Source organism: Janthinobacterium sp. UMAB-60, from assembly GCF_900095235.1.
Taxonomy (GTDB): Bacteria; Pseudomonadota; Gammaproteobacteria; order Burkholderiales; family Burkholderiaceae_D; genus Janthinobacterium.
Genome location: NZ_LT607490.1, coordinates 231573 through 247364 on the forward strand (window position 1 = coordinate 231573; position 15792 = coordinate 247364).

At 66.1% G+C, this 15792-nt stretch carries 14 protein-coding genes; 1 reads left to right on the top strand and 13 read right to left on the bottom strand.

The window, feature by feature from the left end; all coding sequences use genetic code 11:
* Window positions 1-195: 195 nt before the first annotated feature.
* The 6 genes from K0F86_RS16060 to K0F86_RS16085 form a co-directional block, all read right to left on the bottom strand.
* On the bottom strand, window positions 196-1143 hold the full coding sequence (locus tag K0F86_RS16060; protein WP_219135334.1) for a FecR domain-containing protein: 948 nt from the start codon (window positions 1141-1143) through the stop codon (window positions 196-198).
* Window positions 1144-1157: 14 nt separating this feature from the next.
* The gene (locus K0F86_RS16065) at window positions 1158-1700 is read right to left on the bottom strand and encodes an RNA polymerase sigma factor (RefSeq protein WP_071077582.1); all 543 of its coding nucleotides are present in this window, start codon (window positions 1698-1700) and stop codon (window positions 1158-1160) included.
* Window positions 1690-2424, bottom strand: a complete 735-nt coding sequence (locus tag K0F86_RS16070; RefSeq protein WP_219135335.1) for an STN domain-containing protein — start codon at window positions 2422-2424, stop codon at window positions 1690-1692. The genes K0F86_RS16065 and K0F86_RS16070 overlap by 11 nt, the downstream gene beginning before the upstream one ends.
* 265 nt (window positions 2425-2689) lie before the next feature.
* Window positions 2690-3049: a WYL domain-containing protein gene (locus K0F86_RS16075; RefSeq protein ID WP_219135336.1), complete on the bottom strand. Its 360-nt coding sequence runs from the start codon at window positions 3047-3049 to the stop codon at window positions 2690-2692.
* A 48-nt stretch (window positions 3050-3097) separates the two neighbouring features.
* Complete coding sequence (locus tag K0F86_RS16080) at window positions 3098-4084, bottom strand: magnesium and cobalt transport protein CorA (RefSeq protein ID WP_219135337.1); 987 nt, start codon at window positions 4082-4084, stop codon at window positions 3098-3100.
* 250 nt (window positions 4085-4334) lie between these two features.
* A complete protein-coding gene (locus tag K0F86_RS16085) occupies window positions 4335-4967 on the bottom strand; it encodes a hypothetical protein (RefSeq protein ID WP_219135338.1) in 633 nt (210 codons plus the stop codon).
* Between the two features lie 311 nt (window positions 4968-5278).
* Between K0F86_RS16085 and K0F86_RS16090 the strand changes: the two genes are divergently transcribed.
* Window positions 5279-5914: a bifunctional 2-polyprenyl-6-hydroxyphenol methylase/3-demethylubiquinol 3-O-methyltransferase UbiG gene (locus K0F86_RS16090; protein ID WP_219135339.1), complete on the top strand. Its 636-nt coding sequence runs from the start codon at window positions 5279-5281 to the stop codon at window positions 5912-5914.
* Here K0F86_RS16090 and K0F86_RS16095 read toward each other — a convergent pair.
* The 7 genes from K0F86_RS16095 to K0F86_RS16125 all read right to left on the bottom strand — a co-directional run.
* Window positions 5911-8424, bottom strand: a complete 2514-nt coding sequence (locus tag K0F86_RS16095; protein WP_219135340.1) for an ATP-binding protein — start codon at window positions 8422-8424, stop codon at window positions 5911-5913. The two genes, K0F86_RS16090 and K0F86_RS16095, sit on opposite strands and share 4 nt — an antisense overlap.
* Before the next feature lie 10 nt (window positions 8425-8434).
* A complete protein-coding gene (locus tag K0F86_RS16100; protein ID WP_219135341.1) occupies window positions 8435-9463 on the bottom strand; it encodes an ABC transporter substrate-binding protein in 1029 nt (342 codons plus the stop codon).
* The gene (locus tag K0F86_RS16105) at window positions 9460-11097 is read right to left on the bottom strand and encodes a response regulator (RefSeq protein WP_257572184.1); all 1638 of its coding nucleotides are present in this window, start codon (window positions 11095-11097) and stop codon (window positions 9460-9462) included. The genes K0F86_RS16100 and K0F86_RS16105 overlap by 4 nt, the downstream gene beginning before the upstream one ends.
* Window positions 11098-11208: 111 nt before the next feature.
* Window positions 11209-13407, bottom strand: a complete 2199-nt coding sequence (paoC, locus tag K0F86_RS16110) for an aldehyde oxidoreductase molybdenum-binding subunit PaoC (RefSeq protein WP_219135342.1) — start codon at window positions 13405-13407, stop codon at window positions 11209-11211.
* Window positions 13408-13411: 4 nt separating this feature from the next.
* On the bottom strand, window positions 13412-14371 hold the full coding sequence (locus tag K0F86_RS16115) for a xanthine dehydrogenase family protein subunit M (protein WP_219135343.1): 960 nt from the start codon (window positions 14369-14371) through the stop codon (window positions 13412-13414).
* Window positions 14368-15018: an aldehyde dehydrogenase iron-sulfur subunit PaoA gene (gene paoA, locus K0F86_RS16120; RefSeq protein ID WP_219135344.1), complete on the bottom strand. Its 651-nt coding sequence runs from the start codon at window positions 15016-15018 to the stop codon at window positions 14368-14370. The genes K0F86_RS16115 and paoA overlap by 4 nt, the downstream gene beginning before the upstream one ends.
* A gap of 76 nt (window positions 15019-15094) precedes the next feature.
* The coding region (locus K0F86_RS16125) for an RNA polymerase sigma factor (protein WP_219135345.1) at window positions 15095-15792 on the bottom strand (698 nt) is incomplete at its 5' end.

Here is a 15792-nt window from a genome sequence, read left to right on the forward strand (position 1 = left end):
TTGGTCAGGGAAGGCGCGCTGAAAATGCGCTGCTCATGACTGGGACGCATGCTGCCCGCCTAACCCGCATTTATTTTTTCCAGAAACACTATCGAAGGCAACGCCGGGAGCGTTCCCATAGTGAAGGCGAGATACTGTGGGTCCACGCCCGGCTTGATGTGCGCGCGTGTGACAGAGCAAGCAGGAACAGCGACGCTAGCTAAGCAAGACCAGATTGCCAGGCAAGTAAGTGAGCCGCGCGCCGTACAGGTCGCGGATCAGCGCCAGGGCGACATCGAGCTTATCGATGGAAAACTGCGCCTGCACGCGGCGCATGCCCAGCTCTTCGCTTTGCAGGAAGATCCTGCCGGGCCGGTATCGGTTGAACTCCTCGACCACCTGCTCCAGCGGCGTGTCATTGAACAGCAGCAGGCCGCGGCGCCAGGCCAGCACGGCATTGGAATCGGCCGGCGCGGCCAGGCGCAGCGCGGCCGGGCCGTAGCGCAACTGCTGCGACGCGGACAAGATGATGCGCCGCTGCGGGTGATCGACCTCAACCCGGCCTTCCAGGCAGCTCAATTCCACGTCACCATCCGGAAGGCAGCGCACGTTGAAACTGGCGGCGCGCGCCTGCAGCCGCGCGCCGCCGGCCAGCACGGTACACGCGTCACGGCCACCGGTGACGATCTGCGCTTCACCGGCCAGCAATTCGATGAACGCGGCGTCATCCGCGCCGCGCAGGTTCAGGCGTGTCTGCGTATTCATGCGCACTTGTGCGCCGCCGGCCAGCGCCAGTTGGCGCTGCTCGCCCGTGCCCGTGCGATAGTCGGCGGCCAGTTCGCCCACGGACGGCCACAGGGCCAGCGGCGGACGCAAGGCCAGCAGCGCCACGCCCGTGGCCAGCGCGCCGCCCAGGAAGGCGCGCCGGCCGCGCGACGGTGCGCGCATGGCTTGCTCGCGCGCCACCGCGGGCGCCGCCATGCGCAGGCCGCGCCACAGCTGCCCCAGTTCCCGCGCCGCCCGGGCGTGGCCGGGACTTTGCGCGCGCCAGCGGGCGAATGCCTGCGCATCGGCCTCGCTCGCCCGGCCCGAGCGCAGGCGCACCAGCCATCGCCTCGCCTGTTCCTCGATATCGCCGTCGCTGTCGTTGCTGTGTTGGGTCATGATGAAGAATCGTATCAGAAGCGGCGCGGGCCGCCGCGGGCGGCCATGTCGGCCGGCGCGCCCACGTATTGCTGGCAATGTCGCAGGGCGTGCCGCAACTCTTTTTCCACCAGGCTCAGCGAAATATCCAGGCGCGCGGCGATCTCGCGATTGAGCTGACCATCGATATGCGCCGCCAGCAGGATCTCGCGCTGGCGCGGCGTAAGCTGGCGCAGCGCCGCTTCCAGGGCGATGATCTCGCTGCGCGCCGCGACGATGCGCTCGGGATCGGCCAGTTCATCTTCCACGTCGAACAGGGCGTCGATATCGGCATCGTTCAATTTCCGGTGTTCGCGGCGGTACTGGTCGGTGGCGACGTTGACCGCCATCTGCAGCAGGTAGGCGTCGGGATTGCGCACGGCGGTATTGCCGGGCATCGACTCCAGGCGCAGCCAGGTCTCCTGCAGAGCATCGCTCGCGCGCTCCCCGGTGCCGACGATGTATTCAAGCTTGCGGCGCAGCTGGCCGTAGCGCGTCACCAGTACGCCGCGCAGGCGCGCGCGCAAGCTATCGGGCATCTGCCTGGCCCTCCACGGGCGCCGGCTGGCAAGCGCCGCCCGCGTCATCCGGGCGCAGCAGAATGGTGATCGGCTGCGGCATGGCCGGCGGCGGCGGCTCGAATACCTGCGCACGCAAGCTGCGCGAGATCACGGCATCGCGCAGCGGGCGTCCCGTACTGCCCGCCTGTTTCAGCGTCGCCACGCTGCCCGACGCGGCGATGCGCAAGCGTAGCGCCAGACGGTAGCTGCCGGGGCGCGTCAGGGCCGAGCGGCACAGGACGCGCAGCAATTGCGCCTGCACGCCGCTGACATAAGCGCCATAATCAGCGCCGTCCGCATGCACGGCATCGATGGCGTCCAGGGCGATGGCGCCGCTTTCCGGTGGGAGTGGCGGCGTGGCCGGGGTATCGCCGGCAGGCAGCTGGATGATGGCGGCATTCGCCGCTGGAAAATGGGCCTGCAGGCCGGTGCCCGACAGCAGGCGCTGCAGCGCCTCCGGCGCCGGCAGGCTGCCTTGCACGGCACTGCTGTAGCGCTGGCGCAAGGCGCCGCTGGGCGCCAGCACGGAAATCCCCGTGATCAGGCCATACGCCCTGAGCGCGTCGGCCAGCGGCTGGGCAGGAATCTGGAACGCATACAGCGGCGGCGCGGCGTGCGCCGTTCCTGTCGCGGCGAAGCCGGCCAGCAGCAGGCATCCGGCCAGCGCCAGCACACTGAGCGACGCCGGGCTCGCTGTCATCACGCTATCGTCCTGTTCTCGAAATGGGGCTGTTGCCGATGGATGGCCCATCGACAGCAGCAGGCTACACGGCAAAAGTGACACCATCGTGACACGCCGTGACCAGCCGCCTTCAGCCATGCCTCACCCCATGCGCAGGCCCGCTGCATGCACGCCATCGCTACTGGTCATGCCTTTCACCCGAGGAGCAAGACAGCATGGCCGGTACAGACTAGGCCTCGCCTTTCCACGTCCGCCGGCGCCTGCTGCTCTACAGTCGGGAGAAAATCTAGGTGTAGGACGCGGCCATCTGCTGCGCGATGGCCGCCATTTCGCTGCGCAGCGCTGCCGGCTCCAGCGTCTGTTCGGCGCGCAGCGCCAGGGGCGCGCCACTGACAATGCCGAGATGGCCGGCGGCGATGCAGGCATCGAAATTGAAGTCCGGGCATTTGCGCGCCGGCTCATAGCGCCGCTGCGCATGTTCGATGCGGTGCAGCGCCAGCATGCGGATATCGGTATAGTCAGCAAACATGCAGATCAAATAGACCACGCCGGCACGCTGGGCGATGGCCAGCGGATGCACAACGGGATAGTCCGTGGCCGCCGCCGCGTCGCGCCGGCGGTAACTCAGCCCGAGATTTAAAATCATTCATGGCAATATTTCCTGCAATAACTATCTTTGCCCTTGCTTTGAACGCTACAGCCAGCCCTCGCGCTTCAGGCGCCGGTGCAGCCAGTAGCAGCCGGCGATGATGACGACGATGACGGCCGGATAGCTGCCGCGCCACTTCAGTTCCGGCATGAATTCGAAGTTCATGCCGTACAGGCTGAAGACCATGGTGGGCACGGCCAGGATGGCGGCCCAGGCGGCCAGACGCTTGACCACCTCGTTCTGGCGGATCGAGATTTGTCCCAGCGCCACCTGCATGGCCGAATTGACCAGCTCGCGCATCTGCCCCGCCGTGTGCGTGACGCGTTTGACGTGGTCGAGGATGTCGCGGTAATAGATGCGGTTTTCCTTGGGCACGATGTCGCCATGGAAACGAATCAGCTGGGTGCAGATGTCGTGCAGGGGATTGACGGCCGCGTCGAGCTTGAGCAGTTCCGTCTTGAGCTGGTAGAAATCCTGCAGCTTGTCTTCGGAGAGACTGGGCTGGAACAGCTGCAGCTCGTAGTGCTGGAAGCGCGACTGCAAATGGTCGATGCAGGGCTGGTATTGGTCGACGATGAAGTCGATGATGGAATACAGCACGTAGCCAGGGCCCCTGGCCAGTTTCTCGGGCACGCTTTCCTTGCGCTCACGCAACTTTGCATAACCGGCCGAGGCGCCATGGCGCACCGTGATGATAAAGCGGGGGCCGAGAAAGACGTGGGTTTCGCCGTACACGATGGCGCCGCCGTCCAGGGTAGCCGTGTGCATCACCATGAACAGCGTGTCGCCGTACTCTTCCAGCTTGGGACGCTCGTGCGCGCCCTGCGCATCCTCGACGGCCAGTTCGTGCAAGCCAAAAGCGGACTCCAGCGCCTGCATGGCGATGCCATCGGGACCGGCCAGGCCTATCCACACGAAACAATCGGGGTCGCCGAGGAAGTCGCCCACCTTGTCGATGTCGAAATGGGCGATCTTCCTGCCATCGCGATACGCTTCGCAATTGACGACGGCGGCGTGGGTACTCAAGTCCATGATAATTTTCGGGCTACGATGTCGGGCCGTCAGTATAGCGGAACGAAACTATCATTCTGTTAAGTTAAGTAATCCTCAGGAAATTATTGTGAATTTATGACGAACAGAACCGGATGCTCTGCAAGGCGCCCGCTGCGACGCAGTGCGAGCACTGCTAGCAGCGGGCAACACCGCAGAGCGCCGGTTATGGAAGTCAGAAGTCACAATAATTTATTGGGGGTTACTTAGCCAGCGTCGCCCGCAACGAAGCTTAAAACAGGCCGAACAGCGATTTTTTCGGCGCCGTGCAGGCCGCGGTAACGGGCGCCTCGATTTCCTGCTTGGCCGCCGGATCCGTCACATCGAACAGCACCTGCTTGCACTTGTTTTCACCCAGGAAGTGGAATTCCACCTGATATTTCTTGCCCGCTTCCGGCGTCAACTGCAAGGTAAGCGGGCCGCAGGAACCGGCACGCAAGCCGTGTTCGGCCGGCCAGTCGGCGTAAGCCTGCACCCAGACCGGTGCGCCCGCCGTCAGCGTCTTCTCCACTTCCGGCAGCACGCCCGTCATGCGCCGCGAACGCTCGACCATCTTCGAGATAAACGGCAACAATTTTTCGCGCAAGGTCGTGGCGTCATACACCTTGCCCGCCGGCGTGAAGTCCTTGCACTCTTGCGCGCTGCCACTGGTGCTGTAGTCCACCACCATCTGCTCGCCCGACGATATCAGGCTCAGTTTCGCAACCGTGGGCACGGCGGCCGCTTCCGCGACGACAGGCTGCGCCACCGGGGTTTCCACCGCCTGCTTCGCCACGACTTCGTCACCGGCCCCGGCCGCCCAGGCACTCACGCTGGCGGCAGCCAGCAAGACACTCAATACACCACGCACACTATCTTTACGCACAAGAAATCCAGATTCAAAGTAGGTTTCATCGAAACATTAGTTAATTCAACATAACCAATATTGCCATAAAAGATAATATATTAAATATTTCCATATGGCAATTTTATCTCGTGCGGTTTGCCAGCGCGCGCCGTCGATGGCGCGGCAGGCATCCATGTCCGTCATCTTGTTGACGGCATCGACAGACTCGGCAAAGTTATCCTGGCAGCCCGGATATCGCTGGCGCCCAGGCATCATGGGACGAAGACCGGACCTTGAGAAATAGCGGTATTATCCAGTCAATATCACCCCAATTTGACATCCGCCATCACATGCATTCATCCTCTGTCCCGGGCACCGAAGGGTATGCCGAAGATGCCGAGCAGCTTATTGCCCGGTATGAAAACGTAATCGCTGGGGATAAATACCAGGTCGTGCGCCATTTGCTGCCTGGACGGGCAGGCGCCGTGCTCGACATCGGGGCCGGGACAGGCACCGACTCGGCGTGGCTTGCCAGCCTGGGGCACCAGGTGGTGGCAGTTGAGCCCGTCGCCGCGTTCCGCGAGGCGGGCATGAAGACCCACGCGTCGTCCGATATCGAGTGGCTGAACGATAGCCTGCCCGCGCTTGCCGCGACAGGCGCACGTGAGGCCAGGTTCGACCTGGTTGTACTCGCCGCCGTCTGGATGCATCTTGCAGCGGAAGAAAGAAGCGAGGCGATGGGAAATATCAGCAAGCTGCTCAAACCGGGCGCGTTGCTCGTCATGTCACTCAGGCATGGTCCCGCCCAGGCGAACCGGCGCATCTTTGAGGTCTCGGCCCATGAAACGATCGCCCTTGCGGCACGCCACCATCTCAAGGTCGTTTTGAGTGCGCAGGCGCCGTCCGTTCAGCAGCAGAATCGCCAGGCGGGAGTCAGCTGGTCCTGGCTGGTTTTTTCATCGATGAAAGATGCCGCGGCAGGCTAGGCCGTCGACATGACCGCATTCAAGGCGCGCCGCAATTCCTTCAGCCGGGGCGGCTTGCCCAGCACGCAGTCGACGTGTTCGGGATAGTCGCTGTCGGCCGCCAGGCGCTGGCCCCAGCCCGTGAGCATGATGATGGGCGTGGCCGGCGAGCACTGGCGCACCGCGCTGGCCACCTTGCGCCCGTCCACGTGGGGCATGCCCAGGTCCGTGATGACCACCGCAAAGTGTTCGTGCCGCTCGTATGCGGCCTGGAAGCTATCGATGCCGGCCTGGCCCCCATCGGCCGACACCACCTCGTGGCCATCGATTTCCAGGATGTCGCGCAGCGACTTGAGCACCATCGGGTCGTCGTCCACCACCAGGATGCGCAGGCGCGGCGGCACCACGTGGGCCGTGTCGGGCGCATCCTCCCTTTCGTCCGCGGCGCAGGCGGGGAAATCCAGGCGCACCGCCGTGCCCTGCCCCGGCGCCGTGACGATGTCGATGCTGGCGCCGTGGCGCTCCATCATGCCGTACACCATGGCCAGGCCCAGGCCCGTGCCACGCTCGCCCTTGGTGGTGAAAAACGGCTCCAGGCAGCGGCGGCGGGTATTCTCGTCCATGCCGACGCCCGTGTCGCCCACCTCGATGCGCACCTGCCGCGCCTCTCCCGCTGCGCCGGCGCAGCTGGTGCGCACGCTCAGGGTGCCGCCTTCCGGCATGGCGTCGACGGCGTTGAAGACCAGGTTGGTCAGCGCTTCGCGGATTTCGCCCACGCTGCCGGGCAGCATGGGCAAGCCGTCCGCCAGCTCCGTGCGCAGGGCGATGACGATGCCGCGCTGCTGCGGCATGTCGCTCCAGCGCGCGCGCGTCAGGTCCAGCACCTGCTGCACAACCAGGTTGGCGTCGATGGGCGACAGCGCCAGCTGCGGTTCGCGCTGGCGGTAGAATTCACGCATGCGCGCCACGGTGGCGGCCACGTCGTCGATGGCGCGCTCGATCACCTCCAGGCAATGCCGGCCCTGCGGACTGAGATTGGTTTCCGTCTCCAGCAAGGACTCGGTGTACAGGGCCACGGGCGAAATGGCGTTATTGATGTCGTGCGCAATGCCGCTGGCCATCTGTCCCAGCGCGCGCAGGCGCTCCTGCTGCATCACCGACTGCTGCGTCTGGCGTAAGTCGTCATACGCGCGCTGCAGCGCGCCGTAGAGCTGCGCCTGGTTGGCGGCCAGCGCCACGTGCTCGCTCAGCTGGCTGAGGAATTCGCATTCGCCGCTGGTAAAGCTGTGCGCGGCATGGCGCGCCACGATCAGGATGCCGAACACCGTATTCTCGGCCAGCAGGGGCGCCATGACGAGGGCGCGCAGCCCCCCTTGCGCCAGCCGCTGCGGAAACGGAAACGCCACTTCGGCGATGTCGGCTTCATACACGAGCTTGCCGCGCACGCAGCTCGACAGGCCATTCTCGTCGATGGGGATGTGCGCCTGCTCGCCCATCATGAACGACTGCGCCAGCGCCTCGCTGCGCACGCCCACGCACGTCACCTGCAGCGCGTGCTGCGACGGTTCGTACAGGCAGATGCAGCTGAAATCGATGGGCAACTGGTCTTCCAGGCTGCGCACCACCACCTGGAAGATGCTGCGCAAGTCCTGCCGCTCGCCGATCGAGCGCGTGATCTGCTGCAGCAGGTTCAGGCGCTCGAGCTGCTCATGCACCTTGCGCTCGGCCAGCTGGCGCTCGGCGATCTGCGTTTCCAGGGCGGCATTCGTGTGCGCCAGTTCATCGCGCGAGACGGTGGTGCGGCGCAGCTTTTCCGTCATGCCGTCGAAGGCGCGCGCCAGGTCGCCGATTTCATTTTTCGTGTGCACGCCGAGCGCAAAATCGAGCTTGCCGGCGCCGACGATCAGGGTGCCCTGGCGCAGCTTTTCCAGCGGTCCCGTGACGCTGGTCATGGTGAAATAGATCAGGCCGGCCACCAGGGCGATGATCATGCCACCAAACAGCATCACGGCGACATTGGCCCGCTGCTGCGCATCGAGCACGCCTTGCCTGCTCAATTCCGACAGCCGCATCGCATCCGAGATCATGCCCTGCACCTTGCCCATGATCTGGCCGGACAGGCGCGACTCCAGTTCGCCCAGCACCTCGCGCCGCTGCGGGTCCTGCCCCAGTTCCCGGTGATTCGCCACAAACAGCTCGAACAGGGTCCCCACGCCGGCCAGGTCGCCCTGCAATTCGCGCAGCAGCGCGCGCTCCTCGCCGGTGCTGAAGGCAGGGTTGGCCAGCAAGCCCGTGGCCAGCGATTCGCTGCGCAGCTGCCACTGGGCGCGCGTGCGCGCGCCATGGTGCAGCGCATATTCGATCGACAGGTAGCGCAGCGACGTGACGGCTTGCAGGATATCGCCTGCGGCCTTGTTCTTCGCCAGTTCGCGCTGCATCGCCATGGTGGTGGAGAACAGCACGGCGACGATGATGGCCACCAGCAGCACGCAAAACAGTTCGGCCAGCTTGAAGCGCGTTACGATTTTCACGGTGGCTTTCTCAATGAATGACCGTCATGGCCGATGGCTCCACGGCTTCCAGGCCGTCCAGGTAGACGGCATCGAGGAAGTTCGGCATGTCGCCGCTGCCGGCCAGGCGGTTCTTGATGGCCCAGCGCGCCTCGTCTTCCAGCGCCAGCAGCAAACCCTGGTCGAGCACGATGCCGAACTGATAACCGTGCCAGGCCGCCTGCAGGCGCGCCGCCTCGCTGGCCGACGCCGTGGAAAACAGGGCGCGCGCGGCGTCGGGCTCGTCGCGGCAAAAGCGCGCGCCGGCCAGCAGCGCGCGCAGCACCTTGCGCATCGTCGCCGGGTGGCTGCGCACAAAGTCGCCCATGCCGGCCACGTTGAACAGGCCCGCATACACGTCCTCGCCATAGAAGATGGCCGCCTTGCCAGCGATGGCATGCGTCATGCCCGTCAAAAAAGGTTCCCAGCCGGCCGCCGCGTCGACCTCGCCGCGCGCCAGCGCACCGGCCAGCTGGTCCGGCGCGTAGTTGCGCAAGGTGACCTCAGCGGGCAGCAGCTTCTGGCGGTTCAGGAAAGCGTCCAGCGTGAAATGGCCGGAGGTGCCCAGGGTCACGCCGATGCGCTTGCCTTTCAGGCTGGCGGGCGTGGACACGCCGCGGTCCAGGCGTCCCACGATGCCGTGGTCGCGCTCGGCCTCGAAGATGCTGGCGATGATGACGACGGACTGGTTTTTGAGGCTGGCCAGCACCACGGGGATGTCGGACACGGTGCCCAGGTCGGCCCTGCCCTGCAGCACGGCTTCCAGCGACGCCTTGCCCGACGAATATGGTTGCAGCCGCGCATCGATGCCCTCGCGCGCGAAATAACCGCGTGCGCGCGCGGCCAGTACGGGGCAGCTGCCCACGTATTCCGCATTCACGGCCAGGCGCAGCACTTCCACCGGGACGGGCGGCGCGGCGGGACGGGCATTGAGCCGCCAGATGGCTGCCGCGGCCAGCGCCAGCAACAGCGCGATGGCCGTCAGCCAGATCGCCCGTCGCACCGGCGCCGCGCCGTTCATGCGCTGCGCTGCGCCGTGGCCGACTCCAGCGCGCTGTTGACGGCCTCGGAAAACGCCAGCACGTCGAGCGGCTTGGTGAGGTAGCGGTAAAAGCCCGCCGCCAGTCCCTGGCGGATATCGCCCGGCCCGGCCACGGCCGTCAGCGCGATGACGGGAATATGCGCGGTGAGGGCATCGGCGCGCAGCAGCTGCATGACTTGCGTGCCGCTGATGTCGGGCAGGTCGCTGTCCATCAGTATCAGCTGCGGCAGGTGGCGGCGCGCCAGGTCCAGGCCCGTCTGGCCGTCGCCGGCCGACAGCAGGTCGAGGTCGGGGCGAAAATGGATCAGGCCCGCCACCAGGGCCAGATTCAGGGGATTGTCTTCCACATACAGCAGCGTCTTGCGGTCCGGCAGCCGTACCGGTTCCGCGGGCCGGGCAATGGCGGACAGGGGTGCACTTTCCTGCAGCGGCTGGCGCGCCGGGCAACTGGCGATATCGAGCCAGAAGGTGCTGCCGCGTCCGGGCGTGCTGGCCACGCCCAGCCTGGCCTGCATGGCTTCGGCCAGGCGCTTGCTGACCACCAGCCCCAGGCCCGTGCCTTCCTCGTCGCGCGCATCGCGTCCCAGGCGGTTGAAGGGCTGGAACAGCGCTTCGAGCTGCGCGGCGCTCAACCCGCCGCCCGTGTCGCGCACGGACAGGCGCAACTGCCGTGCATCGACGGGCTGGCAATCGACGTGGATTTCGCCCTGTTCCCGGTTGTACTTGACGGCGTTCGACAGCAAGTTGAGCAGTACCTGCTTGAGGCGCGTGCGGTCGGCCAGCACATGCAAGCCGACCGCCTCGACGAACGTCAAGGTGATGCCGCGCTTGCGCGCCAGCGGTTCCATCATTTGCCAGCATTCGTGGTAGATGCCGGCCAGGTCCACGGGCTCCATCGACAGCGACATATTACCCGATTCGATTTTGGCGATATCGAGGATGTCGTTTATCAAAGTCAACAGGTGCCGGCCGGCGCCGAAGATGTGCGAGGCAAAGATTTTCTTTTCCTGCGCCGTCGAGGGGATGGAATCGGACATCAGCATCTGCGAAAAGCCCAGGATGGCGTTGAGCGGCGTGCGCAGCTCGTGACTCATGCTGGACAGGAAATTGGTCTTTTCCTGGTTCGCCCGCTCGGCCACTTCGCGCGCCAGCTGCAAATCCTGGTTCATCGCGTCGAGTTCCTCCGTGTGCTGGCGCAGCAGCAATTCCAGGCGCGCATTGGCGATGCGCAGCTGGCGCGTCTCCAGCGCGCGCGCCAGTATCAGCAAAATGCCCGACACCTTGAACGGCTTGACGACATAATCGAGCGCACCCGCCTGCATGGCCTGCACGGCCGAGGCGATCGTGCCTTCGCCCGTCATGATGATGCAGGCCAGGTCCGCATCGATCTGCCGCGCCGCTTCCACCACGGCAATGCCGTTCATGCCCGGCATCATCAGGTCGACCAGCAGCAGGTCGAACGATTCGACGGCCAGCAGGGACAGCGCCGCCTCGCCCGAAACGAGCCCCGTCGTGTCGTAGGCCTGTCCCCGCAAGGTGTCGCACAGCGCGCGCATGTGCGCCAGCTCGTCATCGACGATGAGGATACGCGGCGGCATTGATGATCTGTTCATGCATTCTCCTGGCGCATGACCTTGCGGGTCGGGAACTTGCCCCGCAACATGCGTTCCGAGCATAGCACTTGAAAATTACCAAAAATACACGCATTGTCACGCGCAAGGTGGCTAGGCGAGCTCGGGAAGCCCCCGCAGCAGCTTGTCCAGGGTCAGCGGATAGTCGCGCACGCGTACCCCCGTCGCGTTGTAGACGGCATTGGCGATCGCGGCCGCCACGCCGCAAATGCCCAGCTCGCCCACGCCCTTGGCTTTCATGGGCGAGGACATGGGGTCCGTTTCATCGAGAAAAATGACGTCCTGGTGCGGAATGTCCGCATGCACGGGCACTTCGTAGCCGGCCAGGTCGTGGTTGACGAAGAAGCCACGGCGCCGGTCGACCACCAGTTCTTCCATCAGGGCCGCGCCCACGCCCATGGTCATGGCGCCGATCACCTGGCTGCGCGCCGCCTTCGGGTTCAGGATGCGACCGGCCGCGCAGACGGCCAGCATGCGGCGCACGCGCACTTCGCCCGTGTCGACGTCCACGCCGACCTCGACAAAATGCGCGCCGAACGTCGATTGCTGGAATTTCTTGTCGAGGTCGCCGTATTCCATATGGTCTTCCGCGACGACGTCGCCATGCGCGGCGGCCGCCGCCAGCGGCACGCTGCGTTCGCCCTGGCTGACTTGCCCATCGGAAAAAAGCGCCTCTTTCTCGTCGAAGCCCAGCTTGCCGGCGATGGCCTGGCGCAGGCGCACGCAGGCAGCGTACACGCCGGCCGTCGAGCTGTTGCCACCCCACTGCCCGCCCGAACCGGCCGAAACGGGGAAATCCGAGTCGCCCAGGCGCACGACGACACGCTTCAAGGTCACGCCCAGCATTTCCGCCGCCGTCTGCGCGATGATCGTGTAGCTGCCCGTGCCGATATCCGTCATGTCCGTTTCCACGGTGACGATGCCGTCACCGTCCAGGCGCACCCTGGCGGCGGACTGCATGACGAGGTTGTTGCGCAAGGCGGCCGCCACGCCCATGCCCACCAGCCAGCGGCCGTCGCGCCGCGTACCGGGCCGCGCTTGGCGCTCTTTCCAGCCGAATTCCACGGCGCCCGTGCGCAGGCAATCAATCAGGCGGCGCTGGGAAAACGGTCTGCCCGGTTTTTCCGGGTCCACTTTCGTGTCGTTCAGGATGCGCAAGACGATGGGGTCCATGTTCAATTTCTCCGCCAGCTCGTCCATGGCGATTTCCAGCGCCATCAGCCCCGGCGCCTCGCCCGGCGCGCGCATGGCGTTGCCTTCCGGCAAGTCGAGCACGGCCAGGCGCATGGCCGTCATGCGGTTTGCTCCCGCGTACAGCAGGCGCGTCTGCATCACGGCCGTTTCCGGCTGCCCCCCTTTCAGGTCGCCCGACCACGATTCATGGCCGATGGCCGTGATCTTGCCGTCGCGCGTGGCGCCGAGGCGCAGGCGCTGGATGGTGGCGGGCCGGTGCGTCGTGTTGTTGAACATCAGGGGCCGCGTCAGGGCCACCTTGACGGGACGCTGCGCCGCGCGCGCGCCCAGCGCCGCCAGCAGGGCTTCCGCGCGCACGAACAGCTTGCCGCCGAAACCGCCGCCGATGTAGGGCGAGACGATGCGCACCTGCTCTTTCGGCAGTCCCAAAGTGCGGGCCAGATCGCCCCGGCCCCAGTCCACCATCTGGTTCGCCGTCCACAGCGTCAATGTATCGCCCTCCCAGGCGGCAATCGAGGCGTGCGGCTCCATCATGGCGTGCGACTGGTCAGGCGTCGTGTAGCTGGCGTCCAGGCGCACGGGGGCATTCGCATACGCGCTGGCGAAATTGCCCGTCTTGCTGTCGGGCTTGCCATCCTTCGGCTTGCTCGCCGAGTTTTTTGCCTTGGCCAGGTCGAAGGCGCCCGGCTGCTCGACATACTTGACGTCAAGCAACTGCGCGGCCGAGCGCGCCTGCTCGAACGTTTCCGCCACCACCAGCGCGATGGCCTGGTGGTAATGTTGAATGTCCGGGCCACCGAGCAGATGCGCCGTGTTCATCTTGCCTTTTCCCAGCTTGCCTGCCGATTGCGCCGTCACCACGGCCAGCACCCCCGGCGCGCGGCGCGCCGCGCTGGTATCAAGCGAGGCGATGCGGCCCCTGGCAATCGCCGCGCCGACGACGTAACCGTAGGCGGCGTGCGGCGCGGCGGTGTGTTGTTCATACGCATACGGTGCCGTGCCCGTGGTTTTCAGGGGGCCGTCGATGCGGTCCGTGGGGCGGCCCACGACTTTCAGCTGGTCGATGGGGTTCGTCGTGGCGGGTGTCGTGAATTTCATGGCCCTAGCCTTTCTGGTCGTGTGCTGGCGCCAGCACGGCGGCTATCGTGCGCTGCGCCAGGATCAGCTTGAAGCCGTTGTCGGCAGTGGGATGGGCGCCGGCCAGCAGGCGCTCGCTGACGGCGGCGGCGCCATTCGGCATCGCCTGCTCGGCGCTAGAAATTCGCCACGGCTGCGGCGCGACGCCGCCCAGGGCCAGTCGGCCCGTGCCGTTGGGCAAGATGATGGCCGCCACCGACACCAGCGCGAACGCATACGAGGCGCGATCGCGCACCTTGCGATAGACGTGCGTGCCGCCGATAGGCCGGGGCAAGGTCACGCTGGTGATCAGTTCGCCGGGCTGCAGCACGGTTTCCAGCTGCGGCGTGTTGCCCGGCAGGCGGTAAAAATCGGCGATGGGGATGCTGCGCGTGCTGCCGTCGGCCCGCACCGTGTCGATGCCGGCGTCGAGCACGCGCATGGCCACGGCCATGTCGCTCGGGTGCGTGGCGATGCAGGCCTCGCTGCCGCCCAGGATGGCCAGCGGCCGGCTGAAGCCGCCGATGGCCGAGCAGCCGCTGCCCGGCACGCGCTTGTTGCACGCCTGGTTCGTGTCATAAAAGTAGGGGCAGCGCGTGCGCTGCAGCAAGTTGCCGGCCGTCGTCGCCTTGTTGCGCAGTTGCGCGGAAGCCCCCGCCAGCAAGGCGCGCGACAGCACCGCGTAGTCGCGGCGCACTGTGGCGTGCGCGGCCAGCGCCGTGTTGCGCACCAGGGCGCCGATGCGCAAGCCGCCATCCTTTGTGGCTTCCACCGTATCGAGCGCGAGGCCATTCACGTCGATCAAATGCGCGGGCGTTTCGATTTCCAGTTTCATCAGATCGAGCAGATTCGTGCCGCCCGCGATGAAGCGCGCCCCCGGCGTGTGCAAGGCGGCGGCCGCCGCCTCGGCCGGCGTGGCCGCCTTTTGGTAGCTGAATACTCTCATGCGGGCCTCCCCGCCACTTCGGTGATGGCTTCGATGATGTTGGAATACGCGCCGCAGCGGCACAGGTTGCCGCTCATGCGTTCGCGCAATTCTTCCGGCGTCACCGAGGGGGCCGCGTTCAAGTCCGCGCTGACGTGGCTGGGGATGCCCTGGCGGATCTCTGCCAGCGCGGCGACGGCCGAGCAGATCTGCCCCGGCGTGCAATAGCCGCATTGAAAGCCGTCATGCGCGATGAAGGCGGCCTGCATCGGGTGCAGCTTGTCGGGCGTGCCCAGCCCCTCGATGGTGGTGATGCGAGCGCCGTCATGCATCACGGCAAGAGTGAGGCAGGCATTGATGCGCTGGCCGTCGAGGATCACCGTGCAGGCGCCGCACTGGCCGTGGTCGCAACCCTTTTTGGTACCCGTCAGCTGCAGGTGTTCGCGCAAGGCGTCGAGCAGGCTGGTGCGCGTGTCGAGTTCCAGGCTGCGGCGCTGGCCGTTGATGTCCAGGTTGACTTTCATCAACACCGGCGGCGGAGAAACACTGGCCGTGTTGACCGCTTCCGCCGCTCCCGCCACGCCGGGAACCGCCACGGCCGTGGCTGACAACGCGCCGGCGATCAGCACGCCGCGCCTGCCGGCGTTGATTGGATTGATCTCTGTCATGTCGCGCTTCCTCCTGGCTGTAAACTGGCTGGGTGGGCGCATGCAGGCCCGAAGCACCAGTCTGACGGCCGGATTCCTACGCGTCTGTACGCGAACGTACCTTCAGCCTCAGACTGCGCCGGGTCGTGCCGGCGCCGCCCAGCGCCGCATGGCCCGTGTGGCGCGCGCAGTGGTCGAGCGCCTGGCGCAAGGCCGTATCGACATTGCGCAGCGACATGTCATGCCGCTCGGCCACCTGCTGGCGGGTCAGCTCATCCACGCGCAGCGCTTCCAGCACTTGCTGGTGGCGCCGCGGCAGCAACGCGACGGCCTGCGCCAGCCGGCGCACATCGGCCTGCAATTCGGCCAGGCGTTCCGGCCCCGCCGCCGTATCGGCGAGGATATCGACGAGGACGGCGGCGCCGTCCCCATCGCCCTCGTCCGCATACAGCCAGGCACGGTTGCGGCGCAGGCTGTCCATGGCCGCATTGCAGGCCACGCGAAACACATAGGTGACGGGGCTGTGTGCCAGCGCCGCGCCGTCCCCGGCCGCCAGCGTGCCCAGGCGCAGCCAGGCGTCGTGCAGGCTGTCGCTGGCCAGTTCGGCGCAACCGAGGTGGCGCGTCAGGCGCCGGTGCAGGCTCCGGTAATTGCTTTCCAACACCGCCTGCAGCTGGGCGCCCTGCCCTGGCGCCGACGTTGGCAGGAGCGCCACGTCGTTGGCCGCCCGCAAACGGGGCCGGATGGCGGGCCGGTACCGGGCCATGCCTGCAGGCCCCATGGCACCGGCCATGC

Bases quoted from the DNA above. Each gene is read 5' to 3' on its own strand.
- K0F86_RS16090 (WP_219135339.1), top strand. From the start codon at position 5,279: ATGCATTCATCCTCTGTCCCGGGCACCGAAGGGTATGCCGAAGATGCC.
- K0F86_RS16100 (WP_219135341.1), bottom strand. From the start codon at position 9,463: ATGAACGGCGCGGCGCCGGTGCGACGGGCGATCTGGCTGACGGCCATC.
- paoA (WP_219135344.1), bottom strand. From the start codon at position 15,018: ATGACAGAGATCAATCCAATCAACGCCGGCAGGCGCGGCGTGCTGATC.
- K0F86_RS16115 (WP_219135343.1), bottom strand. From the start codon at position 14,371: ATGAGAGTATTCAGCTACCAAAAGGCGGCCACGCCGGCCGAGGCGGCG.
- paoC (WP_219135342.1), bottom strand. From the start codon at position 13,407: ATGAAATTCACGACACCCGCCACGACGAACCCCATCGACCAGCTGAAA.
- K0F86_RS16080 (WP_219135337.1), bottom strand. From the start codon at position 4,084: ATGGACTTGAGTACCCACGCCGCCGTCGTCAATTGCGAAGCGTATCGC.
- K0F86_RS16065 (WP_071077582.1), bottom strand. From the start codon at position 1,700: ATGCCCGATAGCTTGCGCGCGCGCCTGCGCGGCGTACTGGTGACGCGC.
- K0F86_RS16075 (WP_219135336.1), bottom strand. From the start codon at position 3,049: ATGATTTTAAATCTCGGGCTGAGTTACCGCCGGCGCGACGCGGCGGCG.
- K0F86_RS16105 (WP_257572184.1), bottom strand. From the start codon at position 11,097: ATGAACAGATCATCAATGCCGCCGCGTATCCTCATCGTCGATGACGAG.
- K0F86_RS16060 (WP_219135334.1), bottom strand. From the start codon at position 1,143: ATGACCCAACACAGCAACGACAGCGACGGCGATATCGAGGAACAGGCG.